Here is a 24,670-nt window from a genome sequence, read left to right as displayed (position 1 = left end):
CGGCCCATAACAATCACAAGGGGCAACCATGAATCAACCGAGCTATACCCAGGGGCGTCAGGACAAGGACCTGCTCGCCATGACCATCGGCGCGGCGTTCGACGCCACCGCGGCCAGGTTCGCCGCGCGTGAAGCGCTGGTGGTGCGCCACCAGGGCCTGCGCTACAGCTGGCAGCAACTGGCCGAGGAGGTCGAGCGCCACGCCCGGGCCCTGCTGGCCCTGGGGCTGCAGCGCGGCGATCGCCTGGGCATCTGGGCGCCCAACTGCGCGCAGTGGTGCATCACCCAGTTCGCCAGCGCCAAGGTCGGCGTGATCCTGGTCAACATCAACCCGGCCTATCGCAGCAGCGAGCTGGAATACGCGCTCAAGCAGTCCGGCTGCAACTGGGTGATCTGCGCCGACGCGTTCAAGACCAGCGACTACCACGCGATGCTCCTCGGCCTGGTGCCGGAGCTGGCCAGCGTCGCCCCCGGCAGCCTGAACTGCCAGCGCCTGCCAGCCCTGCGCGGCGTGGTGAGCCTGGCCGAGCAACCACCCCCAGGCTTTCTGCCCTGGGCGGGCCTGCAAGGCATGGCCGAGGCGGTGACCGTGCAGGCCCTGGCCGAGCGCCAGGCCGGCCTGCACTGGCACGACCCCATCAATATCCAGTACACCTCCGGCACCACGGGTTTTCCCAAGGGGGCAACCCTCAGCCACCACAACATCCTCAACAACGGCTACATGGTCGGCGAGAGCCTGGGCCTGACCGAGCACGACCGGCTGGTGATCCCGGTGCCGCTGTACCACTGCTTCGGCATGGTCATGGGCAACCTGGGCTGCCTGACCCATGGCTCGACCATGATCTACCCCGGAGATGCCTTCGACCCGCTGAGCACCCTGCGCGCCGTTGCCGAGGAGCGCGCCACCGCGCTCTACGGTGTGCCGACCATGTTCATCGCCGAACTGGACCACCCGCAGCGGCATGAATTCGACCTGTCGAGCCTGCGCACCGGGATCATGGCCGGCGCTACCTGCCCGATCGAGGTGATGCGCCGGGTGATCGACGAGATGCACATGAGCGAGGTGCAGATCGCCTATGGCATGACCGAGACCAGCCCGGTGTCGCTGCAGACCGCTGCCGAGGACGACCTGGAGCTGCGCGTCACCTCCGTGGGGCGTACCCAGCCGTGCCTGGAGAGCAAGCTGGTGGACAGCGACGGGCTCACGGTACCCCGCGGGCAGATCGGCGAGCTGTGCACCCGTGGCTACAGTGTCATGCTCGGCTACTGGGAAAACCCCGAGGCCACCACCGCGAGCATCGACCACGAGGGCTGGATGCACACCGGCGACCTGGCGGTGATGGACGAGCAGGGCTATGTGCGCATCGTCGGGCGCAGCAAGGACATGATCATTCGCGGTGGCGAGAACATCTACCCGCGGGAGCTGGAGGAGTTCTTCTTCACCCACCCGGCCATCGCCGACGTACAGGTGATCGGCATTCCGTGCAGCCGTTATGGCGAGGAGATCGTGGCCTGGGTCAAGTTCCACCCCGGACACAGTGCCAGCGAAGACGAACTGCGCGAATGGGCCAGGGCGCAGATCGCCCACTTCAAGGTGCCGCGGCACTTTCGCCTGGTGGACGAGTTCCCCATGACGGTCACCGGCAAGGTGCAGAAGTTTCGCATGCGCGAGATCAGCATCGAGGAACTGACCCTGGCCAGGCAAGGCCGGCTGGCGGGCAGGGGGTAGGCCTGCGCCGCCGGGTGCGGGCGGTCATGCAGGGCGCATGACCACCCGTGCGGCACTCAGTGCGTGCCGCGCGGCACGGTCTTGAGCAGGTCTTCGGGGCTGATATGGCCCACGATGTGCTTCACGCTGCCCGGCTGCGGCAGGTCGAGGATGTGCCCCTTCATCTTGCCGATCACGTGCATCTCGCACGGCTTGCAGTCGAACTTCAGGGTCAGTACCTCGTCACCGTGAATCAGCTGCATGGGCGCAACCTTGGTGCGCACGCCGGTGACGCCCTTGGCCTGTTTGGGGCACAGGTTGAACGAGAAGCGCAGGCAGTGCTTGGTGATCATCACCGGCACTTCGCCGGGCTCTTCGTGGGCCTCGTAGGCCGCATCGATCAGCTTGACCCCGTGGCGGTGGTAGAAGTCGCGGGCCTTCTGGTTGTACACGTTGGCCAGGAACGACAGGTGCGACTCGGGGTATACCGGCGCCGGCACCGTCTCGGCCTTGCGGCTGCCGCGCGGGTGCGCGGCAACGCGGGCGGCGGTGAGGCTCTCGATCACGTCGCGGCGCAGCGCCTTGAGCTGGGAGTTGGGAATGAAGTACGCCTGCGGCGCATCCAGGCGAATGCCGGTGGCGTGGTACTGGGTGGTGCCCAGCTGGCCGAGCAGGTCGTGCAGTTGCTCCAGCGCCTGCTCCGGCTTGTTGGCCGGGCCGAACGGGCCGGGCAGGGTGGCACTGGCGCTGATGCCTTCCTCGCTGGTGGCGGTCAGCTCAAGGCCGTGTTCACGCAACTGCGCGACCCAGCCCAGGCCGATACGGCGCTCGGCCGACGTCTTCTGCAGCGCCTGCTGCCAGTTGTGGTCCAGGTTGCGGCTCAGCGTATGGTTGGGGCGCAGCTGGTGCAGGCCCTTGGGCATCTCGTTGGGCTCTACGCGGTAGCGGTAGCGCTTTTCGCCGTCTTCGTCGAACTCGCCCCTGGCCTCGGCGATGTTGGCACGAAAGCCGACCACCTCACGCTTGACCAGCACGTTGAGGCCGTCGCCGTTGGACAGCGGTGCATGGGTGACCACCTGCAGGTCGCGCTTGCCGACCTTTTCCACCACACCCACCGGCAGGCCGGTGAAGGTGGGCGAATCGAACGCGCCGATGTCGATCTTGCGCTCGCTCACGAAGTAGTCGGTGCTGCCGCGATGGAAGGTCTTGTCCGGGTCGGGCACGAAGAAGTGCGCGGTATGGCCGCTGGAGGCGCGGGCCAGGTCGGTGCGGTCTTCGAGCACTTCGTCCAGGCGCTGGCGGTAGTAGGCGGTGATGTTCTTCACGTAGCCCATGTCCTTGTAGCGGCCCTCGATCTTGAACGAACGCACGCCAGCCTCTACCAGGGCGCGGATGTTGGCGCTCTGGTTGTTGTCCTTCATCGACAGCAGGTGCTTCTCGTAGGCGATCACGCCGCCTTTTTCGTCCTTGAGGGTGTAGGGCAGGCGACAGGCCTGGGAACAGTCGCCACGGTTGGCACTGCGTCCGGTCTGGGCGTGGGAGATGTTGCACTGCCCGGAGAACGCCACGCACAGCGCGCCATGAATGAAGAACTCGATGGCCGCGTCGGTTTCGTCGGCGATGGCGCGGATTTCCTGCAGGTTCAGCTCGCGGGCCAGCACCAGCTGCGAGAAGCCGGCCTGGTCGAGGAATTTGGCCCGTGCCAGGGTGCGGATGTCGGTCTGGGTGCTGGCGTGCAGCTCGATGGGCGGAATGTCCAGCTCCATCACCCCCAGGTCCTGCACGATCAGCGCGTCGACGCCGGCGTCGTACAGCTGGTGGATCAGCTTGCGCGCCGGCTCCAGCTCGTTGTCGTGCAGGATGGTGTTGATGGTGGTGAACACCCGCGCGTGGTAGCGGTGGGCAAACTCCACCAGCCCGGCGATGTCGCTCACCTCGTTGCAGGCGTTGTGGCGGGCACCGAAGCTCGGGCCACCCAGGTACACCGCATCGGCGCCATGCAGGATCGCCTCGCGGGCAATCGCCACGTCGCGGGCGGGGCTGAGCAATTCCAGGTGATGCTTGGGTAGGGACATGTCTTTTTAGTCTGGCTGGTCACGGTAGCCGCGCATTGTAGCCGCGCAACGCGCTGTCGGCACCTTTGCCGACAGGCGTCATGCAGATTGACCAGCCCCCTTCGCCGGTGAGGCCGGCAAAGGGGCGCCAGGGCAGGGGTCAGAAGCGCCCGTCCAGGCCGATGCGGAACATCTCGTTGCGCTCGTCGGTGGCCAGCGCGGTCTTGTACGAGAAGCCCAGGCGCCAGCTCTGGCTGAGGCTGAAGTCCAGGCCCAGGTCCAGGTCGACGAAGTTGCTGTCCATCGGGTCGGGTGACAGGTGATACAGCACGCCGTCGTTGGTCTGGTCGGTGTAGCGCATGCGGTAGTCGTCGCTGTGGCTGAAGTTGTGACCCCACGCCAGCCCGACCCGCGGCGTGAGCACGCCGGCGCCGGTCTGGATGTCGTAGCCGCTGCGCACGCCCAGGAACGAGGTGAAGGTCCGCTGGCGCTGTTGTTCGTACGACAGCCCGTAGATACCGCCGCCCCGTTCGCTGAAGTCGTCCAGCTTGGTGAAGCTGGCGTTCAGCCGTGTGTACGGCGCCAGCGACAGGGCGCCTTCGCGGTACTCGTAGCTGGCGGTCAGCGAGGCGAACAGCTGGTCGGCGTCGCGCGAGCCATGGGCATAGCCGTTGGACGGGTCGGCAGTGACGTAGCGGCGCGAGTCGAAGCGGATGCGGTTGTAGCCCAGCAGTGCATCGATGTAGATCTCCGACAGCGGGTTGACGCTCAGGTACGCCGCCAGGCCCAGGGCGTCAGCCTCGCTGCGGGTGTCCTGCTCGCCGATGTCGGCGCGGTCGTTGCCGTAGCCCAAACCGATGCCCACCACGGCCCTTGGCGACAGGCGATAGTCGACGCCGGCGCTCAGTCCGTAGGTGACGAAGCTGTTGTCCTTGGCGCCGCGTGCGCGGTTGGAACCGGTGTTGATGAAGCCATCGGTCCAGTAGGCCACGGCCTCTTCGACGCACTCGCCGGAGGTGGCGCGGGCGGTGTCGCGCTGCTTGCGACGGGTGTCGTCCGCGTCCTCGTCGTCATTGCCCTTGCCGTTGCCTTCGAGCTCGTCGCGCAGCGCCTTGCCCAGGCTGCCCAGGCCGAGGTTGTCGCGGCCATGTTGAACGTTGGCGTTGAACGAGTTGCGGTCACAGGTAGGGCGGTGCAGTTGCTCCAGGCGCCGGTTGAAGTTGTCCATCTGGGTGCTGGCAAAACGATCCGCTGCGCGCGATTGCGCGTTGAGCAGGCCGATCACTTCGGCGTCCTTGCTGGGGTCGGGACGTGCCTGCACGCTGAAGGTCACGGTGCCGGTCGCGCTGGCACCGCTGGTGCTCTCCAGGCTGAAGGTGACCACTGCTGTGCCGGCAAAGGCAGCGGCAGGCACGAAGCGCAGGTTGAAACCGGACAGGGCGGCACGCGCTGCTCGCGCAGGGGCCACCGATGTCAGGCTGGCATGCCCGGCTGACGCTGGGCTCAACGACAGCACGCGGGCGCGCAGGAACGGCCCTCCGGTGGCCCCACGGGTAAGGTCGACGCTGGCGACAGCACCGGGGCTGAGCGCCTCGCTGGATGACACCACGGTGACCACCTGGGCGGCGATCGCCAGGGTAATGCTGCGGCTGCCGGTGGCGCCGTTGGCATCGGTGGCGGTAACGGTCAGCGTGGCGTTGGCGGCCTCGGTCGGCGTGCCGCTGATCACCCCGGTCGCCGGGTCGAGCTGCAGACCATTGGGCAGGCTGCCGGCGCCGATGGCGTAGCTGTACGGCGCCATCCCGCCGCTGGCACCCAGGCCGAAGCTGTAGGCGCTGCCCACGGTGCCTGGCGGCAGTGGGCCGGAGGCCGGGCTCATTACCAGCGTCGGTGGGGTGATGGTGAGGCTCACCGTGGCGGCTGCCGAGGTGCCGCCCGGGCCGGTGGCGGTGTAGGTGAAGCTGTCAATGCCCGAGTAACCGGCAGTCGGGGTGTAGCTGATGCGGGTGCCACTGACCTGCGCAGTACCGTGCTGTGGGTTGCTGGCCACGGCCACGCTGGTGACCGGGGCACTGCCCAGGCTCAGGGTCAGCGGGTTGTTGCGGCTGTTGGCGGCCACACTGGCCGACACGTTGCCGACCACGGGCGCCTGTGCCACGACTGTCAGGCTCAGCGTACGGCTGCCGGTGGCACCGTTGGCATCGGTGGCGGTAACGGTCAGCGTGGCGTTGGCGGCCTCGGTCGGCGTGCCGCTGATCACCCCGGTCGAGGTGTTGAGTGTCAACCCATTGGGCAGACTGCCGCCGATGGCATAGCTGTACGGCGCCATCCCGCCGCTGGCACCCAGGCCGAAGCTGTAGGCGGTGCCCACGGTGCCTGGCGGCAGCGAGCCTGACGCTGGGCTTAGCACCAGGGTTGGCGGGGTAACGGTAACGCTCACCGTGGCAGGTGCCGAGGTGCCGCCCGGGCCGGTGGCGGTGTAGGTGAAGCTGTCAATGCCCGAGTAACCGGCAGTCGGGGTGTAGGTGATGCTGGTGCCACTGACCTGCGCAGTACCGTGCTGTGGGTTGCTGGCCACGGTCACGCTGGTGACCGGGGCACTGCCCAGGCTCAGGGTCAGCGGGTTGTTGCTGCTGTTGGCGGCCACACTGGCCGACACGTTGCCGACCACGGGCGCCTGCGCCACGACTGTCAGGCTCAGCGCCTGGCTTGCCTGGAAATTCTGGCTGTCAGTCACCCTGACGGTAAAGCTGCTGGTGCCGGGTGCGGTTGGCGTACCGGCCAGGCTGCCGGTCGGGGCCAGGGTCATGCCGGACGGCAGGGCGCCCGAAACGATGGTGTAGCTGTACGGCGCGGTGCCGCCACTGGCACTGATACTGGCCGTGTAGGGCACGTTCTGGGTGGCGTTGGCCAGTGTGGTCGTGCCGATAACCACGGTGGGCGGCGTGATGGCGAGGTTGACGGTGGCAGGCGCCGAAGTCCCCCCCGGGCCGGTGGCGGTATAGGTAAAGCTGTCGACGCCGGCATAGCCTGGGGTCGGGGTATAGGTGAAACCCGTGGCCCCGGTGATGTTGACGGTGCCATGTGCAGGGGGTGTCACCACGGCCAGGCTGGTGGTCGGCCCCCCGCTGAGGCTTGCGCTGATCGTGCTGGCGCCGCTGTTGGCTGCGAGGGTTTGGTTGATATTGGCGGCTACCGGCGCTTGCTGGCCAACCACGAAGGAATAGGGACGCACTCCGGTGAATCTGTTGGTATCACTGGCCCGCACCCCGAAAGTGAACGTACCGGCGGTGGTTGGTGTGCCACTCAGGGTGCCTGTGCTGGTAAGGCTCATTCCTGCAGGCAGCGCGCCGAAGGCGATACCGTAGTCGAAGGGTGCAACCCCACCGCTGGCGCTGATCGACGTGCTGTACCCCGTGCCCACCGTAGCTGCGGGCAAGGTAATCGGCGTGATGTCTATGAAGGGCGTGGCAATGGTGAGGGTATAGGTCTGACTGACGCTGGTGAGGTTGCTGGAGCTGTCGACCGCCGTGACGCTGAAGGTGTAAGTACCGGCTTTGGAGGGGCTTCCGGTCAGGGTACCGGTACTGGAAAGGGCGATTCCGGTCGGTAGGCTGCCACCGTTGATGCTGAAGGTGTAGGGCGCGACACCCCCACTGACGGTGAGCTGTTGGCTGTAGCTGCTGCTGTAAATGGGGGCCGGCAATGTCGCCGGGGTGATGGCCATGCTGCCGGCAACGATGGTCAGTGTATAGCTGCGCGTGCCGGTGTAGCTGAACGCGTCGGTGACCTTGGCCGTGAAGCTGAAGTTGCCGCTGCTGGTCGGCGTGCCGCTGAGCGTGCCGTTGGATGCCAGGGTCAGGCCGCTGGGCAAGGCTCCAGATGCAAGCGAAAAGGCGTAGGGCGCGTTACCCCCGCTGGCAGCCAGCGAGGTGGTGCTATAGGCGATACCGGCAGTACCCGCAGGCAGTGATGCAGGGGCGATGTTGATGGTCGGGGAACCGACGGTAACGGTCACGGTCGCCGGGGCAGAGGTGCCTGCACTGTTGGTGGCGGTATAGGTGAAGCTGTCCGTGCCTGCAAAACCGACCGTGGGTGTGTAGGTGACGCTGGTGCCGCTGGCCGTTACTGTGCCGTGGCTTGCTGAGGTACTGATGGCCACGCTGCTGGCGACGCCCCCCGAGAGGCTGAGTGTGACAGGGTTCGCGCTGCTGTTGTGGCCGACAGAGGCGCTGACCGGGCCGGCAACCGGCGGTGCAATGTAGGTGAAGGCATTGGTCAACGACGCCGAGCCGGCGGCAGTGGTGACACTCACGTTGACCACGCCGGCGTTGCCGGCCGGGATTGTGGCGGTGATCTGGGTGGGGCTGTTGATGGTCCAGCCGGTTGCCGATACCCCACCAAAGGTGACGCTGCTGGCGCCGGTCAGGCCGGTGCCCGTGAGGGTCACGCTGGTGCCACCGCCGATGGGGCCTGAGTTGGGGGTGACGGTGTTCAGGGTCGGCACGGCGAGGTAGGTATAGGCATTGACCGAAGTGGCACTGCCCCCCGGCGTGGTGGCCACGACATTGACGGGCCCGGCGGCATGCGCGGGCGCAATGGCGGTGATCGATGTCGAACTGTTGACGGTGAAGCTGCTTGCCGGCGTGCCGCCAAAGGTGAGGCTGGTGGTGCCGGTCAGGCCTGTGCCTGAGATAAACACTTGATTGCCGCCGGTGGTGGCGCCGGAATTGGGCGTAGCGATGGTCAGGGTCGGTACGGCGAGGTAGGTGAAACCATTGGTCAGCGTGCTCGTACCGCTTGCCGTTGTGACCGTCACGTTGACCGGGCCTGCCGTGTAGGCGGGGACGGTGGCGGTTATCGAGGTCGGGGAAACGACGGTGATGTTGGTAGCGGGCACACCAGCGAATGTCACGTCGGTGACGCCGACAAAATTGGTGCCGGTCAGGGTCACGGAGGTGCCGCCGATGGCGGGGCCGCTGCCGGGCGATACGGCGGTCAGGGTCAGGGGCGGTGTTGCGCCTGTGACCTTGAGGGTGTAACGGGCCTTGCCCACGACGTCGTTGCTGTCAAGGGCCGAAATCCAGAAATCGTAGCTGCCGATGGCTGTGGGGGTGCCATGCAGGGTGGTGGTCGCGCTTCCAGGCGACGTGTCCAGAACCAGACCGGGCGGCAGGCAGTTGGTCGGCATGCTGGGGTCATCCTGATCACATTCGTACCACTCGAAGATCGACGCGTCGCCGGTTGCGGTGATAGTGACAGGTTGCATCGATGTGTTGACCGCCACATCCAGCAGGGCGGTGCCACTGGCGGGGTCAAGGGTCGGGGCGGCACTGGCCTGGCCGCACAGCAGCAGCGAGACGAGCATCAGGCCCAGCAATGCAATGCTGCGGGCCATGCGGTGACGAAGGTCAATCAGGGATCTGTTCATGGGGCTTCCTGCCAGGTAGCGGTATTACTCGCTTGCGGCGCGGGTCAAGAGTCATCGGAACAACCCGTATGCCGTGACTGGCAGTGCGGGTTTTGCAGCGTGGAGGTAACGGCGGCGTGGTCAGGGTTCCATGTGGGCACCCTCGGCACAGGTCTGCGTCAGTGGCCGTTGCATCTGCAGGTACAAGCCCTGCTCGCCAACTACCTCGAAGCCCAGGCGCGCATACAGCCGGCGCGCCGGGTTGAACGGCTCCACACTCAGGGCACAGCGCGTGTGCTGGCCGTCGGCCAGCGCGAGCACCGCAGCCAGCAGGGTGCTGCCCAGCCCCTTGCCCTGCCAGGCAGGCAGCAAGGCGATATCGACCACCCGCACTTCGCTGGCGTCCACCTGCAGGCACAACCTGCCGATCGGTTGCCCCTGGTGCTCCAGCAACAGGAATTCGGCCGAGCGATAGTGCAGGGCGTAGTGGCGTTGCTGCAGCTCGGCTTGGGCGTGCAGAAACGCGACCCGCTGCGCGTCGGTCCACCCTGGTGCGGCACGCACCTCTTCCCAGCGGCGCGTCACGAACAGCGCGCGCAGAAACCCGTCATCCGCCTCGGCCTGCAGGCGCAGGCCGGGATCGAACGACGATGGCAACAGGCGGGCCAGGCGCTCGAGGCTAGTCATTGCGGATCGGGTACTCCCCTTCGACGCAGATGCAGTACGCCAGCGCCAGGTAGGGTTGCATCAGGTTGCGCTCGATGTTGCCGTTGCCAGTGCCGGCGTCAGTCATGCTGCCTTCGGCCAGCGTCTGCGTGGTGCCCACAGTGTTGTACAGGTTGATGTTGCGTGGCTGGGCCAGGTAGGTGGTGGTGCTCGGGATGTCGACCCTCTGGTCCGGCTCGGTACCATCGCGCGCGGTGAACCCATGGTTGTGTGGCGGGTAGTTCAAGGAATTGAGCGCTACCTTGTCGGCGCCAGCGGTACTGGCGAAGGCTGCGTTTGGCAACCCGGTACCCTGGCCGGCTCCCATCACCACACGACCATTAAGATTGGGCAGCATGAACGTGGTCTTGCCATCGCCGCCGAATCGGTTGCCGATCACCGAAAACAGCACGCTGTACTGCTGGATCAACAACGAACGCCCGTCGCAGGGAAGAAAATTCTGCGGCACGAAACTGTAGGGCAGAAGCCTGATTTCACCATAGAAAGCGTCCATGGAATGCTCTTTCCTTGATTCAGAGAGGGGTGGGCTTACTGCTGCGACGGGTAGATCCCGGCCAGCGCGATGATGTAGTTGAGCGCCATGCTGCCCATCAGGTTGGCATGTGGTTGCCCGCCGCCTGGCGCCACCGACACTGCTGCGGAGTTCAGTGTGACGTTGGGGTTGGTGCCGCCGTTGCTGTACAGCCCCTTGGTCGAGCTTTGCGCGGTGAACACCCCGAGTGTGCGCGAGGCCGGTGCCTGGGTGTCGACCGGCGAGGCGGCATCGGCCAACTGCGTGCTGGCGTAAAAGGTATGCGAGTGAGCGGGCATGTGTTGCACGCCAATGGTGGTCTGTGCACTGCCCATTGCCTGGCCCAGGTTGCGCTGCGTGAGGCCGGGGCCTGCGCCGGCGCCTACCGGTACCCGGCCGCGCATGTCGGGCAGGGCGAAGGTGTTGACCCCATCACCGCCATAGGTGGTGCCCAACAGCGTGAACAACACCTGGTTCTGCTGGATCGACAACAGCTGGCCATTGCACAGTGCCCAGTCCTGTGGCTCGTAGTTGCCTGCGAACAGACGGATTTCCCCGATAAAGGCTTCAGACATGGTTCATTCCTTGATGTGAAGGAGCGTGTTCACGGGCGCGGTGGGTAAACGCCAACACTGGCGATGCAGTACTGCAGCACCAGCGAAGGCTGCATGTTGTCCAGGGGCTGTTGGGGTGGCGTGGGCTGAATCGTTGCCGGGTTGAGCGCTTGCTGCTTGCTACTGTCGAACTTGACGTAGGTGCTGCGCGAAGCGACCGGTGGGGTTGCCAGGTTGGCACTGGTGGCCGGGAACGCACCGGCCGGCCCGCTGTTGCCCAGGGCATCGGATACATAGACCTCATGGGTATGCTGGGCGAGTGCGGCGGCGGGCAGTGTTTCTTTCTCGGTGCCGGCTGACTGGCCCTGGGTATGATTGCTCAGGCCGGGGTCAGGGGTGCCGGTGCTGTTCCGGGCCAGCGCGGTGCGCCCGCGCAGGTCAGGCAGGGCAAACAGGTTGTTGCCGGAGCTGCCGAACTGGGTGCCGAGCAAGGAAAACAGTGCAGCGTTGGTTTGGGTGGATAACAGGCGTCCGTCGCACGGCAGCCAACCCTTGGGCACGAAGTTGTACGGGAACAGGCGGATTTCACCCACGAAAGGTTCCATATGAACAAACCTCCATCATGTTTCTCAGGCACCAAAAAAAACCCACTTGCAGGCAAGTGAGTGACAATCACGGCAGAGCTGACTAGCTAGGTAAGGCGGTTATCGATCACGGCTTGTGGCCGTTCCAGCTTCCATCTGCGCTTCTTCATGAGCGTTCCTTCCATGGTTGCGATAACAGGCAGAGGGTCCGGCGAAGCGGCCCTCGGGAGGTGGGTTGATGCTAGGCGAGGTAGTGACGCATTGCCATCACTGAAAATGGGTATTTCGACGATTTTTTTCAAACGATTGTTTGACGCGGGGCGGCTGTCGGTAATCTGGCGCCAGACACACGTCGCGCCCGGCATTCATGGGCACCTGGCCGTGCCCTGTAGCCAGTGGCTGCGTGCTGTGGAAAGATCCGGGTTCTTTTCCGTGCCGCACTGACGAGCAAGCCATGATCGATTTCCACAATGTCACCGCCTACCAGCAGCACAACCGTGTGCTGGACGGTTTCTCCCTGCACATCGGTGCCGGCGAGAAGGTCGCCATCCTGGGCCCCAACGGGGCCGGCAAAAGCACCCTGCTCAAGCTGATCACCCGCGAGCTGTACCCGGTGGAGCGCGAAGGCAGCCACCTGAAGCTGTTCGGCAGCGACACCGTCAACCTGTGGGCACTGCGCAGTCGCCTGGGGTTCGTGTCCCAGGACCTGCAGGAAGACTACACCCCGCACACCCAGGCGCTGGATGTGGTGGCGTCGGGCTTTTTCGGCGCCATCGGTGCCCATGGCCATCTGCAGCCCGATGACGAGCAACTGGCGCAGGCGCGTGCGCTGCTGGCCGAGGTGGAAATGGCCGGGTACGAAAGCACCATGTTCCAGCGCCTGTCCACCGGGCAGAAGCGCCGCCTGCTGCTGGCCCGCGCGCTGGTTCACCGGCCCAGTGCGCTGATTCTCGACGAGCCGGCCAACGGCCTGGACATGGGGGCGAGCCTGGGCATGCTGAGGTTGCTGCGCAGCTTCTGCGCCGAGGAGCACGCCATGATCATCACCACCCACCATATCGACGAGATCATCCCGGAGATCGAGCGTGTGGTGCTGCTTAGCCAGGGGCGCATCGTGGCCGACGGGCCCAAGGCCGAGGTGCTGACCAGCGCGGCACTGTCGCAGCTGTACCAGACGCAGCTGCGCATCAGCGAACAGGATGGCTGGTACCGTTGCTGGCACGCCTGAACCGGCCTGCGTGCGGCCGGCTCGGCGGGGTCAGGGCACAGGGTTGATGAACGGGCCGCCGGTGAACTGCACGAACAGCTGGCGGTACTCTTCGTTTTCCGGGTCGATGATCAGTGCCTGACGCAGGAACTCCAGCCCCTCGCGAGCGTTGTCCAGTTGGCAGCTGAGGGCAAAGGCCAGGTACAGGTGATAGGCGTTGAAGAAGTCGAACGACAGCGCCACCTTCACCAGGTGCAGGGCGCCGGTCAGGTCCTGGGCCCGCAGGCGCGTGCCGATCTCGTGATTCAACTGGGCGCCATCCTTGATCATCAGGTTCGCCAGGCCGACCTGCTTGCGCAGTACAACCGTATGGCCGTTGCCGACCTTGGAGTCGGTCTGCTCGACGCTTTCGACCAGCCAGTGCCCCAGCCCGACGTTGTTGATCAGGTTGACGGCCCGCAGCATGCTCTGCAGGGAGAACACCAGGTGATGGCCACGCCACAGGTGCGCGTCGATCGTGCTCATGTCGACGCGCTTTTCGTAGGCGTCGATCATCTGTTCCAGGGTGGTCAGCGCGCGGATGCGGTCGGTGGGCTCGGCGTTGCGGTTGGGGAAGATGCAGAAGAACACGCCACCGTCCTTCACCACCCGGGATGACTCCACGTAGGCCGCCAGCAGGTTGGGCACATGCTCGATGACGTGGGAAGTGATCAGGTAGTCGAAGGTCTGGTCGGCAAAGGGGATATCCAGGAAGTCGCCCAGCGCGTCGACCCTGGCGGGCTCGGCGTGGTAGTTGGCCTGTTCCTGCTTGTAGTGCGTGTAGTCTTCCAGGTCCTGCGGGTACAGGAATGCCTCGCCATCGCAGGGGGCCAGGTTGATGCAGTCCGGCAGGTAGAACGCATTATGCGCGGCGGCACCGATCTCCAGGCCGCGGCCCTGACAGTATTTGCTGGCCAAGGCCATGCCTTTATGGTTCATCGACGCTTGCTCCCTCTGAAAAAATGCCTTGCGCAGGCTATCGGCAGGGCCGCGCAAGTATTGAGCCGGGTACGCAGCGCTCGCGTTCAAAGACTTCCCGCGCAGCGTGCAATAGAATACCCGGCGGGCGAACCCGGTTGGTTCGTCCAGTGCCGAAGCCTCTTGTGATTCGTGTAGGCATCAGGCTTCTTGCTGAATTGAAAATAGGCCACACATGCCAAGCGTTTCCCCGGAAGTACAAGCCAAAGAATGGCACAGCATGGTTTCCCAGTACCCATGCACGCTGACCCAATCGTTGCAGGGCCTTGTCGAGCGCAACAAGGTCATGCTGGCCGCGCGGTTCTATGAACACATGCTGGCCGACCCCAATGCTTCGCTGATCCTGTCCCACGACGAGGTCAAGAGCCGCCTGGGCAGTTCGATGCAGGCCTGGCTGGTGCGGGTCTATTCGGTGTCGCCCACCGATGACTGCATGCCGCTGGTTGCCCTGCAGAAGCAGGTGGGGGAAGTGCATGCGCGCATCGACGTGCCGCTGCACCTGGTGCTCAGTGGTGCGCGGCACCTGAAGAAGTTGCTGTTCCAGCTGATTCTCGAACAGCAGTGGGCCAGCGAGGCGCAGGCATTGCGCCTGGCCAGCGAAACCATGGACCTGGCCATGGAAATCATGAGCCACGCCTATTCGCGGTCCCATGACCGCAACTCGCGCAACGAGGAAGGCTACCGGCTGTTCTCGGTGCTGCAGAACATCAGCACCGAGCGCGAGCGTCAGCGCGGCGCCTTGCTGGACTGGGAAAACAGCCTGATGTTCGACCTGGCCATGGGCTCCAACGGTGTGAACCTGCCCAGGCTCGCGGCCTCCGATTTCGGCCTGTGGTTCCGTCACAAGGGCGCCTACGCCTTCCAGAACACCAGCGAAAGCGATCAGATCCTGAAGATCATCCGTCACATGGATGACGTGTTGCTGCCCATGTTTCTTGCCTCGATGCACGAGCAGGAGACGCGCATGCGCCTGCTGCGCGACATTCGCGACCAGACCAAGAGCCTGATGTTCAACCTCGACAACCTGTTCAACACCGCCAACGAGCTGGAAAGCGGCCGCGACGTGCTCACACGCATGCTCAACCGCAAGTTCCTGCCGGTGGTGATCGGCAACGAGATCGCCATCGCGCAGAAGACCGGGCAGACGTTTTCGGTGTTCTCGGTGGATATCGACAACTTCAAGTCGATCAACGACAACTTCGGTCACGAAGCCGGCGACGCGATTCTGCAGCAGATCGCCGAGATCCTCAGCAGCCACAGCCGCGCGGGGGACTACGTGTTCCGCATGGGGGGCGAGGAGTTCCTGATGATCCTGGTGGACATCGACAGCGCCAACGCCATGAAGGTGGCGCAGAAGTTGCGGCGCAAGGTCGAAGCGGAAAAGCTGCAACTGACCGAAGGCCGCAGGCACCAGGTCACCGTGAGCATCGGCATGGCCACCTACAACGGCCACCCCGACTACCAGCACCTGCTGCGACAGGCCGACCAGGCCATGTACCAGGCCAAGCAGGGCGGCCGGAACCGGGTGGTGGCGTACGGGGAGCTGACCTCGCCGGAGTGACAGGCCAAGCCTGATGGAGGCGACGATGCACACGCCAAGGCGCCTCTGGCGCAGCGTTATGTGGTTGACAGTGCTGTGGCTGACGGCCAGTGGCGCGCTCGCCGCCGAGCGCGGCCACTGCGGGCGCCAGGCCGGCCCGCAGTGCCTGCACAGCTTCGCGTTGCCGGCAGGTGCAGGCCAGATGCATTACTACGCATCGCGCGCGCCAAGGCCCGGCGACCCCCACGGCCCGCAGACGGCACTGCTGATACTGCACGGGCATCCGCGCGATGTCGGGCGCAGCTTCGAGGCCGGCTTGCAGGCGGCACGTGCTGCGGGCCGGTTGCCGCGTACCCTGGTGGTGGCGCCGCTGTATCAGGTGGCGCCGGCGCAGGCCGGGCGTTGCAGCATGCCGGACACGCCCGGCGCTCAACCGGGCGACGCGCTGTGGAGCTGTGCCGGCTGGCTGGCGGGGGCTCCCTCGCTGGGCGCCCATCCGCTTGGCGCCTTTGCGGCACTGGACGCCTTGCTGGGCGAACTGGCCCGGCAGTGGCCGAGCCTGCGCAGTGTGACCCTGGTGGGATTTTCGGCCGGTGCGCAGATGCTCCAGCACAGCATCGGTTTTGCCGCCGACCCGCCGGCGGGTGTGGCGCTGCGCTATGTGATCGCCGACCCGGGCAGCTGGCTGTACTTCGACCCGGTTCGCCCCGTGCCCCTGCGGGGCGAGCGAACGGTGCCGTGGGAGGCCTGTGGTACGGGGGGCTGCACCTGGCGCTTCGACGTGCCGGCGACGTCCCCGGCCTGTGCCTATGACCACTGGAAGTACGGCACCCAGTCGCTGCCTGGCTATCTGCCGCGTACCGGCGCGCAGGCCCGCGCACACTATGCGGCGGCCCAGGTCGATTACCTGGAAGGTGCCCTCGACAGCAGTGCCGACAAGGGCACGTTCTATCCGATTCTCGACAAATCCTGCGCGGCCATGTTGCAGGGGCCTTTCCGATTGCAGCGAGGGCTGGCGTATGCCGCCTATGAACAGGCCGTGCTCAAGCCGCGCACGCCCAGGCGCATGGTCATCGTGCCAGGTTGCGCGCATGACGTGGCCTGTGTACTGGGCGCCGATGCAGCGCGGCCCGTGCTGTTCGCGCCGCCGCCCTGAGCGTGCCGCAGCGCCACGGCAGGTCAGGAAAATAATTCAGGACCAGCCCATTTTTTTTCGCTTGTGCCAGCCCCTTCGTGCCCTAAGACTCGAGCAGGGCGACGACCGCCTGTTCCCGCGTCAGTACCGGGCTTGCGGGTTCGGGGGCGTGCGCCAACAGAATAACAATCACAAGGTTGGAGGTGCTCGTGAGTGACTACGCTGCTGTGCCAGATGAAAGCGGCCATATCGATGTGCCGGGTGGGAAGGTCTGGTACCGGCTCAACCGCTCGGCCAACAGCGGTGCCGTGCCGCTGATCGTGCTGCATGGCGGCCCCGGCAACTCCCATGACTACCTGCTGCCGCTGCTGGAACTGGTGCCTGACCGCAGCGTGGTGCTGTACGACCAGCTCGATTGCGGACGCTCGCAGCGGGTGGGCGACACACGCAACTGGACGCTGGAGCGTTTTACCGACGAGATAGATGCCGTTCGCGAGCACCTGGGCCTGGGCCAGGTGCATCTGTTTGCCAGCTCGTGGGGCTGCAGCATCGCCATCAACTATGCGGCCCGGCAGCCGGCCGGGCTGTGCTCGTTGGCGCTGTCGGGGCCGTTGGTCGATGCCAAGCGCTGGATGGCGGACTGCGAGCGATTGAAGGCGCAGTTGCCCGACCACCTGCAGGCGGTGATGCGCCGGTGCGAGGCGCAGCGCGACTTCACCAGCCCCGAGTACCTGGAGGCGGTCAACGCGTTCTATGTGCGTCACCTGTGCCGCGTGCAGCCCTGGCCGCAGATCGTGGTCGACACGATGGACAATTGCGCGACCGAACTGTACGGCTACATGTGGGGCCCCACCGAGTTCTTCGGCACCGGCACACTGGCGGACCTGGACCTGACCCCGAAGCTGGCGTCGATCGAGGTGCCCACGCTGTTCATGTGCGGGGCCCACGACGAAGGCACCCCCGAATCGGGCCGGGCCTTCGCGGCGATGGTCAGGGGCGCCGAGTTCTGCTGCATACCCGAGGCCTCCCACATGCCGCATATCGAAAACCCCGAACCCTTCTTCAGGCACCTGCGCGCCTTCATTGCCAAGGCGACCCCGCGCACCTGAATGCCGTCGGGTCGATGCACAGCCAGGGCGGCACCGCTGGGGATCATTCCGCCGACGACTGATTGCATGCGCAATGGTCGCTTGTTCGCCTGGTGGCCCACTTTGATACTTGCCCCTTGCAGGAAGCAGCCCCGGTACAGCGCACGCAGCCCGCGCGCGCTGTACCGACCCTTGAAGTCATGGATAAAACTATAAAAAACAAGTCGACCCAGGCCCCTGGCGAAGCAGGGGGTTGCGCCTCGACGATCTATTGCTTCGGAGATTGCCCATGTCGATTGCCAATGCGTCAGACACCCCCAGTACACAAGACCCGGAGCAGGCAGGGCTCAAACGGGTACTGAGCTTTTCCGATGTGCTCGCCTACGGCCTGCTGTATTTCGTGCCCATCGCCCCGGTCAGCGTGTTCGGGCTTATCTACAACACCTCCGCCGGCATGGTGGCGCTGGTGTACCTGGTGGCCGCCGTCGCGATGATCTTCAGCGCCATCAGCTACAGCCAGATGGCCAGGAAGATCCCCCTGGCCGGCTCGGTCTATTCCTATGTCACCCACGGCACCAACAGCAGCCTGGGCTTCGTGGCCGGCTGGGCGATTCTGCTCGATTACCTGCTGCTGCCGGCACTGCTGGCGGTGCTGGGGGCGGCGGCGCTGTCGGCGCAGTTCCCGCAGGTGCCGACCACGGTGTGGCTGGTCACCTTCGTAGCGGTGCCCACGGCGGTCAACCTGATGGGCATCGAGATGAATGCCAGGTTGAGCAAGGTGCTGCTGCTGATCCAACTGGTGGTGCTGTTTCTGTTCGCCGCCTTTGCCACCTCTCGCATCATCGAACTCAAGCCGACCCTGGAGCACTTCATCGCGCCATTCTACAACCGCTCCGACTTCTCCATGGCCATGGTGTTCGCCGCCGTACCGATTGCAGCCCTCAGCTACATCGGATTCGACGCGGTGTCGACCCTGAACGAAGAGGCCAAGGGGGGCGGGGAGACGGTCTCCAGGGCCACGATGATGCTGCTGGTGCTGGTCACGGTGCTGTTCGTGGGGCAGGTGTACCTGGCGGCAGTGTTCGTGCCGCTGGGCACGGTGTACCAGGGCGCCGCTGCAGACACCGCGTTCTATACCCTCAGTGCCGAGATCGTCGGGGCCTGGTTTCTGCCGGTGATCACCCTGACCAGCGGCATCATCGCGCTGATGGCCAACACCCTGGTGTCCCAGGCGACCACGGCGCGGGTGCTGTTCAGCATGTCGCGGGACAAGCGCCTGCCCGCGTACCTGAGCCGCATCAGTGCCCGCACCAACGTGCCTGCCAACGCCATCGTCACGGTTGCGCTGGTTTCGTTCGTGGTGGCATTCGCCGGGGCCGGCTACCTGGATGTGATGGTGACCCTGGTCACGTTCGGCGCGCTGACCGCCTACATCCTGTTGCACGTGTCGGTGATGATCTACTTCAGGAAGATCGGCCAGGCGCAGCTGTTCAGCCATGGGGTGTCCCCGGTGCTGGGCGTGCTGCTGTTGAGCTATGCGCTGTGGAGCACCAACGTGCACGCCAAGGTGCTGGGCGCCGCCTGGATGCTCGGCGGCCTGCTGATTGCCTGGGTGATGCGCCGGCGGGGGGCGCCCTCGCTGAACTGGACGGACTGACTGCACGCTGCTGCCCATGCATCGCCTGGAACAATGCCCGCTCATGCGGGCATTTTTTATTGAAAATAAATTCAGTAACGGCCTTGATCATTATTGAAGATATTTTCAGTATCGCCTAGGATTGCCCCAGCCTGACAAGAACAAGACGGGGTATTGCAGTGACACGACTCAAAGACAGGGCCTATTGGCTCGACAAGGCAGCAACGTTGCCGCTGGAGGGCAGGGCATTCATCGACGGGCGCTATGTGGACGCGCAAGACGGGGCGACCTTCTGCACCCGTAGCCCGGTTGACGACGCCGTGCTCGCGGCGGTGGCCCAGTGCGCGAAGGCCGATGTGGACCTGGCCGTGGCTGCTGCGCGGCGCAGCTTCGAGGCCGGCGTGTGGAGCGAGCTGGCGGCCCGCGAGCGCAAGGCGGTGCTGCTGAGGTGGGCCGCACTGCTCGAGGCGCATACCGACGAGCTGGCGCTGCTGGAGACCCTGGACAGCGGCAAGCCGATTGCCGATACCATTGGTGCCGACCTGCCGGGCACGATCTACTGCCTGCGCTGGTTTGCCGAACTGATCGACAAGGTGCACGGTGAGGTGCCGGCCACCGACCCGCAGTTCTTCGGCACCGTTACCCAGCAGCCGCTGGGCGTGGTGGCGGCGGTGGTGCCCTGGAACTACCCGCTGCTGATGGCCGCCTGGAAGTTCGCCCCGGCCCTGGCAGCCGGCAACAGCGTGCTGCTCAAGCCGTCGGAGAAAACCCCGTTGAGCGCCTTGCGCATCGCCGCCCTGGCGATGGAAGCGGGTGTTCCGGCTGGGGTGTTCAACGTGCTCCCCGGTGATGGCGCGGTAGGGCGCGAGCTGAGCCTGCATGGCGACGTCGACTGTATCGCCTTCACCGGCTCAGGCGCGGTGGGGCGGCAGATCGCGCAGAACGCCGCCGCCTCCAATCTCAAGCGTGTATGGCTGGAGCTGGGCGGCAAGTCGGCCAATATCGTCATGGCCGATTGCGCGGATATCACCCAGGCCGCGCAGTCGGCAGCAGCGGCGATCTTCGCCAACATGGGCCAGGTATGCAGCGCCGGGTCGCGTCTGCTGGTGCAGCGCTCGGTGATCGAGCCGCTGCTGCGCGAACTGCTCGTGGCCACCGACAGCTATTACCCGGGGCACCCGCTGGACCCGGCCAGCGTCACGGGTGCGATCATCGACGCGGTGCAGTTCGAGCGCGTCCAGCGCTACATCGAAACAGGCCGGTACGAGGCGCAGTTGCTCAAGGGCGGCCAGGCGCTCTCGCCGGTGGGGGCAGGCGCCTACCTGGAGCCGACGATCTTCCTTGCCCCGGACGCAACCGCGCGTATCGCCAACGAGGAAATCTTCGGCCCGGTGCTGGTGGTGATTCCCTTCGACACCCTCGATGAGGCCATCGCCATCGCCAACCAGACCGAGTTCGGCCTGGCGGCGGCGGTGTGGTCATCCGACCTTGGAACCATTCACCGCGCCACCCGCCAGCTCAGGGCCGGCACGGTGTGGGTCAACTGCTATGACGAACTGGTGGACATGAACTTCCCGTTTGGCGGGTTCAAGGAGTCCGGCAATGGCCGGGACAATTCGGCCCATGCGCTGGGCAAGTACACCGAATTGAAATCCACCATCCTGCGCTGCCGTTGAGGTCAACCCCATGCAAAACACGCTTTCAGCCTTGAACCCGCAACAATGGACCGTGCCACTGCCCATCGAGTACGGCCCGGGTGCGCGTCATCACCTGGCCAGGCTGTGCCGGGACTTCAACATCAGCCGACCGATCATCATCACCGATCAGGGCTCGCTGCGCCTGCCCTTCGTGGATGAACTGCAGCGCAGCCTGACCGAGGCGGGGCTTGCCTGCGGCCTGTACGGCGGCATCGAGCCCAACCCCACCGACCAGTCGGTACTGGCCGGTGCCGCAGCCTATCGGGCCTGGGGCGCCGACGGCATCATCGCGCTGGGGGGCGGCAGTGGCCTGGACGGCGGCAAGGCGGTGGCCCTGGTCGCCCGTCAGCAGCGCAGCGAGCTGTGGGCCTTCGACTTCGACAAGCCGGTGCCGGCAGGTTTCAGTGCGGCGGACTTTGCGCCGGTGATCGCGATTCCCACCACCGCCGGCACCGGCGCCGAAACCGAGAGCACCGCGATGCTCACCGACACCGGGCGCGGCATCAAGGGCTGCGTGTGGCACCCACGGGCGCGCCCGGCGGCGGTGATCCTGGACCCGGAGCTGACCCAGAGCCTGCCGGCCAACCTGACCGCATGGACCGGGTGCGATGCGATCATCCATGCCCTGGAAGCCTACTTCGTGCCCAGCTTCAACCCGCTCAGCGATGGCGCCGCGTTGCAGGCATTGACGCTGCTGTGGGGCTCGATCGACACCGCCGTCGAACGCGGTCACGACCTGGAGGCGCGGGGCAACATGCTGATCGGCTCGTGCCTGGCCGGCGTGGCGTTTCTCAAGGGCCTGGGGCTGGTGCACGCACTGAGCCATATGGTGGGCGCCACCTACAACACCCACCATGGGTTGACCAACGCGGTCATCCTGCCGGTGGTGCTGCGCTACAACCAGGCGCAGATCACCCCGCGCCTGATGCCGGTGGCGCAGGCCCTGGGCTTGCCGGACGCCGAGTTCGAGACCTTCTACAACGCCGTGTGCGCCTTGCTCGACCGCCTGGAGATTCCCAGGTCGCTGGCCGAGCTCGGGGTCCGCCAGGCCGATGTCGGCGCCGTGGCACGCAAGGCCATGGGCGACCCGGCGCGGCTGACCAACCCGCGCGACAGCACCCAGGCGCAACTGGAGGCGCTGTTGACCCAGGCGATCAACCACGCCCGCGATTGATGAACCCGCTATTTTCCGCTTAGCCGTGCAACCAGACCAATAAAAAAAGGTGCAACTGCCATGTCTGCCTCCCACTCGGCGTCCAAGGGACGCCTGAACCTTGAAACACGCTCCATCGATTACGTCCCGCTCGCAGAGCGCCACGGCAAGGCGTGGCACCTGTGGCCCATCTGGTTCTGCGGGGAAGCGCACCTGACCACCCTGGCGGTGGGCATCATCGGGGTCGGCATGGGCGCCAACCTGTTCTGGTCGGCGGTGGCGATCTTCCTGGGCTGCGCCTTCGGCACGCTGTTCATGGCCGGCCATTCCACCCAGGGCCCGCAGATGGGCCTGCCGCAACTGATCCAGTCGCGCCCGCAGTTCGGCTACCTGGGCGCGTTGCTGGTGTATGTGGTGGCCATCGCCACCTACGTGGGCTACAACGCCTTCAACCAGTTGCTGGTGGGCCAGACGCTGCACGAACTGTTCGACGTTCCCGAAAACGGCTCGGCCATCGCCTTCTCGCTGCTGGCGATCGTCATGGCGATTGCCGGCTACAACACCTTCCACAAGGTGCAGCGGCTGCTGGCGTTCGTGCTGATCGCGGTGATGCTGGTGTTCACCGTGGGGCTGTTCTTCTTCGTCAAGCTGCCAGCCGATCAGCTGAGCGTCTCGGACTTCAAGGCAACGCCGTTCCTGGCGCAGTTCTTCGTGGCCGCCGCGTATCAGCTGAGCTGGGCGATCTACGTGTCGGACTACTCGCGCTACCTGCCGGCCAACGTCAGCGTGCGCTCGTCGTTCTGGTGGACCTACATGGGCGCGATGATCGGCGGGGTGTGGATGATGCTGATCGGCGCCCTGGCCGCGGCACTGAGCCCGGGGCAGAACCTGGCCAAGGGCCTGGTGATGCTGGGCAACACACTGTTCGGCGGCTTCGGCGAATGCCTGCTGATCCTGGCGGTGCTGAGCCTGGTGACCAGCGCGGCGCAGAACTTCTACGGCGCCTCGATCACCTTGCTGAGTATCGCCGACACGGTGAAGACCCAGACCTCCACCTTGTTCAAGCGCATCGTTTCGATGTTGCTGGTGGGCGGGACCGCGATCGCCATCGCGATGACCGCCTCGGACAACTTCGTGAAGGACTTCGGCGACTTCCTGGCCATCCTGCTGTACCTGTTCACCCCGTGGACGGCGATCAACCTGGTGGACTTCTACAAGGTACGCCACGGCAAGTTCTCGATTACCGAGATCTTCAAGCCCAACGGGATCTACGGGCGCTGGAACTGGCGCGGCATCGGCGCCTACGTGGCAGGCTTCGTGGCCATGCTGCCGTTCTCCAGCACCGGGCTGTATACCGGCTACGTGACCACGCTGCTCGATGGCGCCGACATCAGCATGCTGGTGGGGCTGGTGGTGTCGGCGCTGGTCTACGGGTGGCTGTGCCGCACCCAGGACATCGCGGCGGAGCTGTCGCGCATCGATGAACTGGACAAGGACCTGGAGCGCGGCCTGAGCGCCAACTGAGCCTGTCGACGATTGCCCCGGCGTGCGCGACGCACGCCGGGGCAATCGCCATTTCCTGTCACTTGCCCGGGCAAAAGTTGCTAAATTGTCGCCTCGCTTGGCGACTGAGATGTAGCCGCTGTCCGGAGACCGGGGCCATGCCCCGCAGTGCACAGGTTGTTGACGTATGAGCAGTGAGCCCGAAGTAACCCAACCCAGGAAGCGTCGAACCCGCATCGACCCCGAGACGCGCCGCAAGGCCATCATCGAGGCGACGATGCAGTGCATCACCCGCTATGGCCACAGTGGCAGTACCCTGGAGCGCATCTGCGCGCAGGCCGGGGTGTCCATCGGGCTGATCGGCCATCACTTTTCCAGCAAGGAAGAGCTGATGCTGTCGACCTACCAGGAACTCACCGACCAGCTGCGCGAAGAAACCCGCAAGTACCTGGCGGTGCAGGGCGGCACCCCCGAGGACCGTCTGCTGGCGATCATCCGCTCCTCGTTTCGCGGGCAGATCTTCAACGAGTTCATCCTCACCACCTGGCTGGGGTTCTGGGGGGCGGCGGTATCGTCGGAGCAGCTGCGCGCCTTGAACAAGAAGCTCTATGCCGACTATCGCAAGGAACTGGAGTCGGTGTTCAAGGCCATCGGCAAGGCACAGGGCACGCAGATAGACGCCAAAAGCGCGGCGTTGACCATCACCGCGCTGATCGACGGCTTCTGGCTGGAATGGGCGCTCGACCACAAGGCCTTCAGTTCGAAAAAAGCCGAGAAGTGCTGCATTGTCACGGCGCAGATGTTCGTCAAGGGCGCCGAACCGCTGCAGCCTTGAACGGCTAGGCGAGAAACTCCGGCTCGGCGGGGGGCGCCTGCGGGGTGTCCTCGCGGATGCTGATGTACAGCGCCGCGCCGCACACGCCCACCAGCCCCACGCTGGCGAGCACGATCTCGCCCAGCAGCATTCCCACGATCAGCAACAGCAGGCTAAGCCGGCAGAACAGGGTCATGGCTGTCTCCTTGGCAGTTGGATTGTTGTGCGGCCTACCTTATACGTTCGCCGTGGCTGCATGCAGCACCGGCGCGTTGCCATGGCATTGCTTCCCTGTGCTTTGGCCGAATTACCACCTGCGCCCAGGCCGGCCGA

18 protein-coding genes are annotated in these 24,670 nt (G+C 65.3%); 10 read left to right on the top strand and 8 right to left on the bottom strand.

Features of this window, described 5'->3' with window-relative positions; all coding sequences use genetic code 11:
* Positions 1-28 precede the first annotated feature (28 nt).
* Positions 29-1,729: an AMP-binding protein gene (locus DN387_RS05320; RefSeq protein WP_054914482.1), complete on the top strand. Its 1,701-nt coding sequence runs from the start codon at positions 29-31 to the stop codon at positions 1,727-1,729.
* Between the two features lie 56 nt (positions 1,730-1,785).
* Here the strand turns inward: DN387_RS05320 and DN387_RS05315 are convergent, their stop codons facing one another.
* The 6 genes from DN387_RS05315 to DN387_RS05290 form a co-directional block, all read right to left on the bottom strand.
* Positions 1,786-3,783 carry a U32 family peptidase gene (locus tag DN387_RS05315; RefSeq protein WP_054914483.1) on the bottom strand — a complete coding sequence of 666 codons (1,998 nt, stop codon included), beginning with the start codon at positions 3,781-3,783 and terminating at the stop codon, positions 1,786-1,788.
* A 139-nt stretch (positions 3,784-3,922) separates the two neighbouring features.
* Positions 3,923-9,193, bottom strand: a complete 5,271-nt coding sequence (locus DN387_RS05310; protein ID WP_254506021.1) for a putative Ig domain-containing protein — start codon at positions 9,191-9,193, stop codon at positions 3,923-3,925.
* A 120-nt stretch (positions 9,194-9,313) separates the two neighbouring features.
* The gene (locus DN387_RS05305; protein ID WP_054914485.1) at positions 9,314-9,859 is read right to left on the bottom strand and encodes a GNAT family N-acetyltransferase; all 546 of its coding nucleotides are present in this window, start codon (positions 9,857-9,859) and stop codon (positions 9,314-9,316) included.
* Positions 9,852-10,391 carry a phage tail protein gene (locus DN387_RS05300; protein WP_043861237.1) on the bottom strand — a complete coding sequence of 180 codons (540 nt, stop codon included), beginning with the start codon at positions 10,389-10,391 and terminating at the stop codon, positions 9,852-9,854. Before DN387_RS05300 ends, DN387_RS05305 begins: the two co-directional genes overlap by 8 nt.
* A 35-nt stretch (positions 10,392-10,426) precedes the next feature.
* Positions 10,427-10,984, bottom strand: a complete 558-nt coding sequence (locus DN387_RS05295; protein ID WP_043861238.1) for a phage tail protein — start codon at positions 10,982-10,984, stop codon at positions 10,427-10,429.
* Between the two features lie 29 nt (positions 10,985-11,013).
* Positions 11,014-11,568, bottom strand: a complete 555-nt coding sequence (locus DN387_RS05290; protein WP_054914486.1) for a phage tail protein — start codon at positions 11,566-11,568, stop codon at positions 11,014-11,016.
* Positions 11,569-12,001: 433 nt separating this feature from the next.
* Between DN387_RS05290 and DN387_RS05285 the strand changes: the two genes are divergently transcribed.
* The gene (locus DN387_RS05285) at positions 12,002-12,775 is read left to right on the top strand and encodes an ABC transporter ATP-binding protein (RefSeq protein ID WP_043861240.1); all 774 of its coding nucleotides are present in this window, start codon (positions 12,002-12,004) and stop codon (positions 12,773-12,775) included.
* A gap of 30 nt (positions 12,776-12,805) precedes the next feature.
* Here DN387_RS05285 and DN387_RS05280 read toward each other — a convergent pair whose 3' ends face one another.
* Positions 12,806-13,732, bottom strand: coding sequence for a bifunctional 2-polyprenyl-6-hydroxyphenol methylase/3-demethylubiquinol 3-O-methyltransferase UbiG (locus tag DN387_RS05280; RefSeq protein WP_231390587.1), 927 nt, complete (start codon positions 13,730-13,732; stop codon positions 12,806-12,808).
* A gap of 259 nt (positions 13,733-13,991) precedes the next feature.
* On the opposite strand from DN387_RS05280, the gene DN387_RS05275 reads away from it, so the two are divergent.
* From DN387_RS05275 to betI, 8 genes are all read left to right on the top strand, one after another.
* Positions 13,992-15,332 (top strand): diguanylate cyclase, encoded by a 1,341-nt coding sequence (locus DN387_RS05275; RefSeq protein ID WP_173925049.1) that lies wholly within the window; start codon positions 13,992-13,994, stop codon positions 15,330-15,332.
* A gap of 58 nt (positions 15,333-15,390) precedes the next feature.
* Positions 15,391-16,467: a hypothetical protein gene (locus DN387_RS05270; protein ID WP_196932212.1), complete on the top strand. Its 1,077-nt coding sequence runs from the start codon at positions 15,391-15,393 to the stop codon at positions 16,465-16,467.
* A 188-nt stretch (positions 16,468-16,655) separates the two neighbouring features.
* Positions 16,656-17,555 carry a proline iminopeptidase-family hydrolase gene (locus DN387_RS05265; protein WP_054914489.1) on the top strand — a complete coding sequence of 300 codons (900 nt, stop codon included), beginning with the start codon at positions 16,656-16,658 and terminating at the stop codon, positions 17,553-17,555.
* A 268-nt stretch (positions 17,556-17,823) separates the two neighbouring features.
* Positions 17,824-19,191, top strand: a complete 1,368-nt coding sequence (locus DN387_RS05260; protein ID WP_054914490.1) for an APC family permease — start codon at positions 17,824-17,826, stop codon at positions 19,189-19,191.
* 158 nt (positions 19,192-19,349) lie between these two features.
* Positions 19,350-20,846 (top strand): aldehyde dehydrogenase family protein, encoded by a 1,497-nt coding sequence (locus DN387_RS05255; protein WP_054914491.1) that lies wholly within the window; start codon positions 19,350-19,352, stop codon positions 20,844-20,846.
* Between the two features lie 10 nt (positions 20,847-20,856).
* Positions 20,857-22,041: an iron-containing alcohol dehydrogenase gene (locus DN387_RS05250; RefSeq protein WP_054914492.1), complete on the top strand. Its 1,185-nt coding sequence runs from the start codon at positions 20,857-20,859 to the stop codon at positions 22,039-22,041.
* Positions 22,042-22,101: 60 nt separating this feature from the next.
* Complete coding sequence (locus tag DN387_RS05245; RefSeq protein ID WP_043861246.1) at positions 22,102-23,544, top strand: cytosine permease; 1,443 nt, start codon at positions 22,102-22,104, stop codon at positions 23,542-23,544.
* A 166-nt stretch (positions 23,545-23,710) separates the two neighbouring features.
* The gene (betI, locus tag DN387_RS05240; RefSeq protein ID WP_052504246.1) at positions 23,711-24,358 is read left to right on the top strand and encodes a transcriptional regulator BetI; all 648 of its coding nucleotides are present in this window, start codon (positions 23,711-23,713) and stop codon (positions 24,356-24,358) included.
* A 4-nt stretch (positions 24,359-24,362) separates the two neighbouring features.
* Here the strand turns inward: betI and DN387_RS05235 are convergent, their stop codons facing one another.
* Positions 24,363-24,533, bottom strand: a complete 171-nt coding sequence (locus tag DN387_RS05235; protein WP_167400189.1) for a hypothetical protein — start codon at positions 24,531-24,533, stop codon at positions 24,363-24,365.
* Positions 24,534-24,670: the final 137 nt, after the last annotated feature.

This window comes from Pseudomonas sp. FBF18, from assembly GCF_024261405.1.
Taxonomy (GTDB): Bacteria; Pseudomonadota; Gammaproteobacteria; order Pseudomonadales; family Pseudomonadaceae; genus Aquipseudomonas; species Aquipseudomonas palmensis.
The sequence above is the reverse complement of the archived record's forward strand: the minus strand, read 5'-3'. Positions and strand labels throughout refer to the sequence as shown.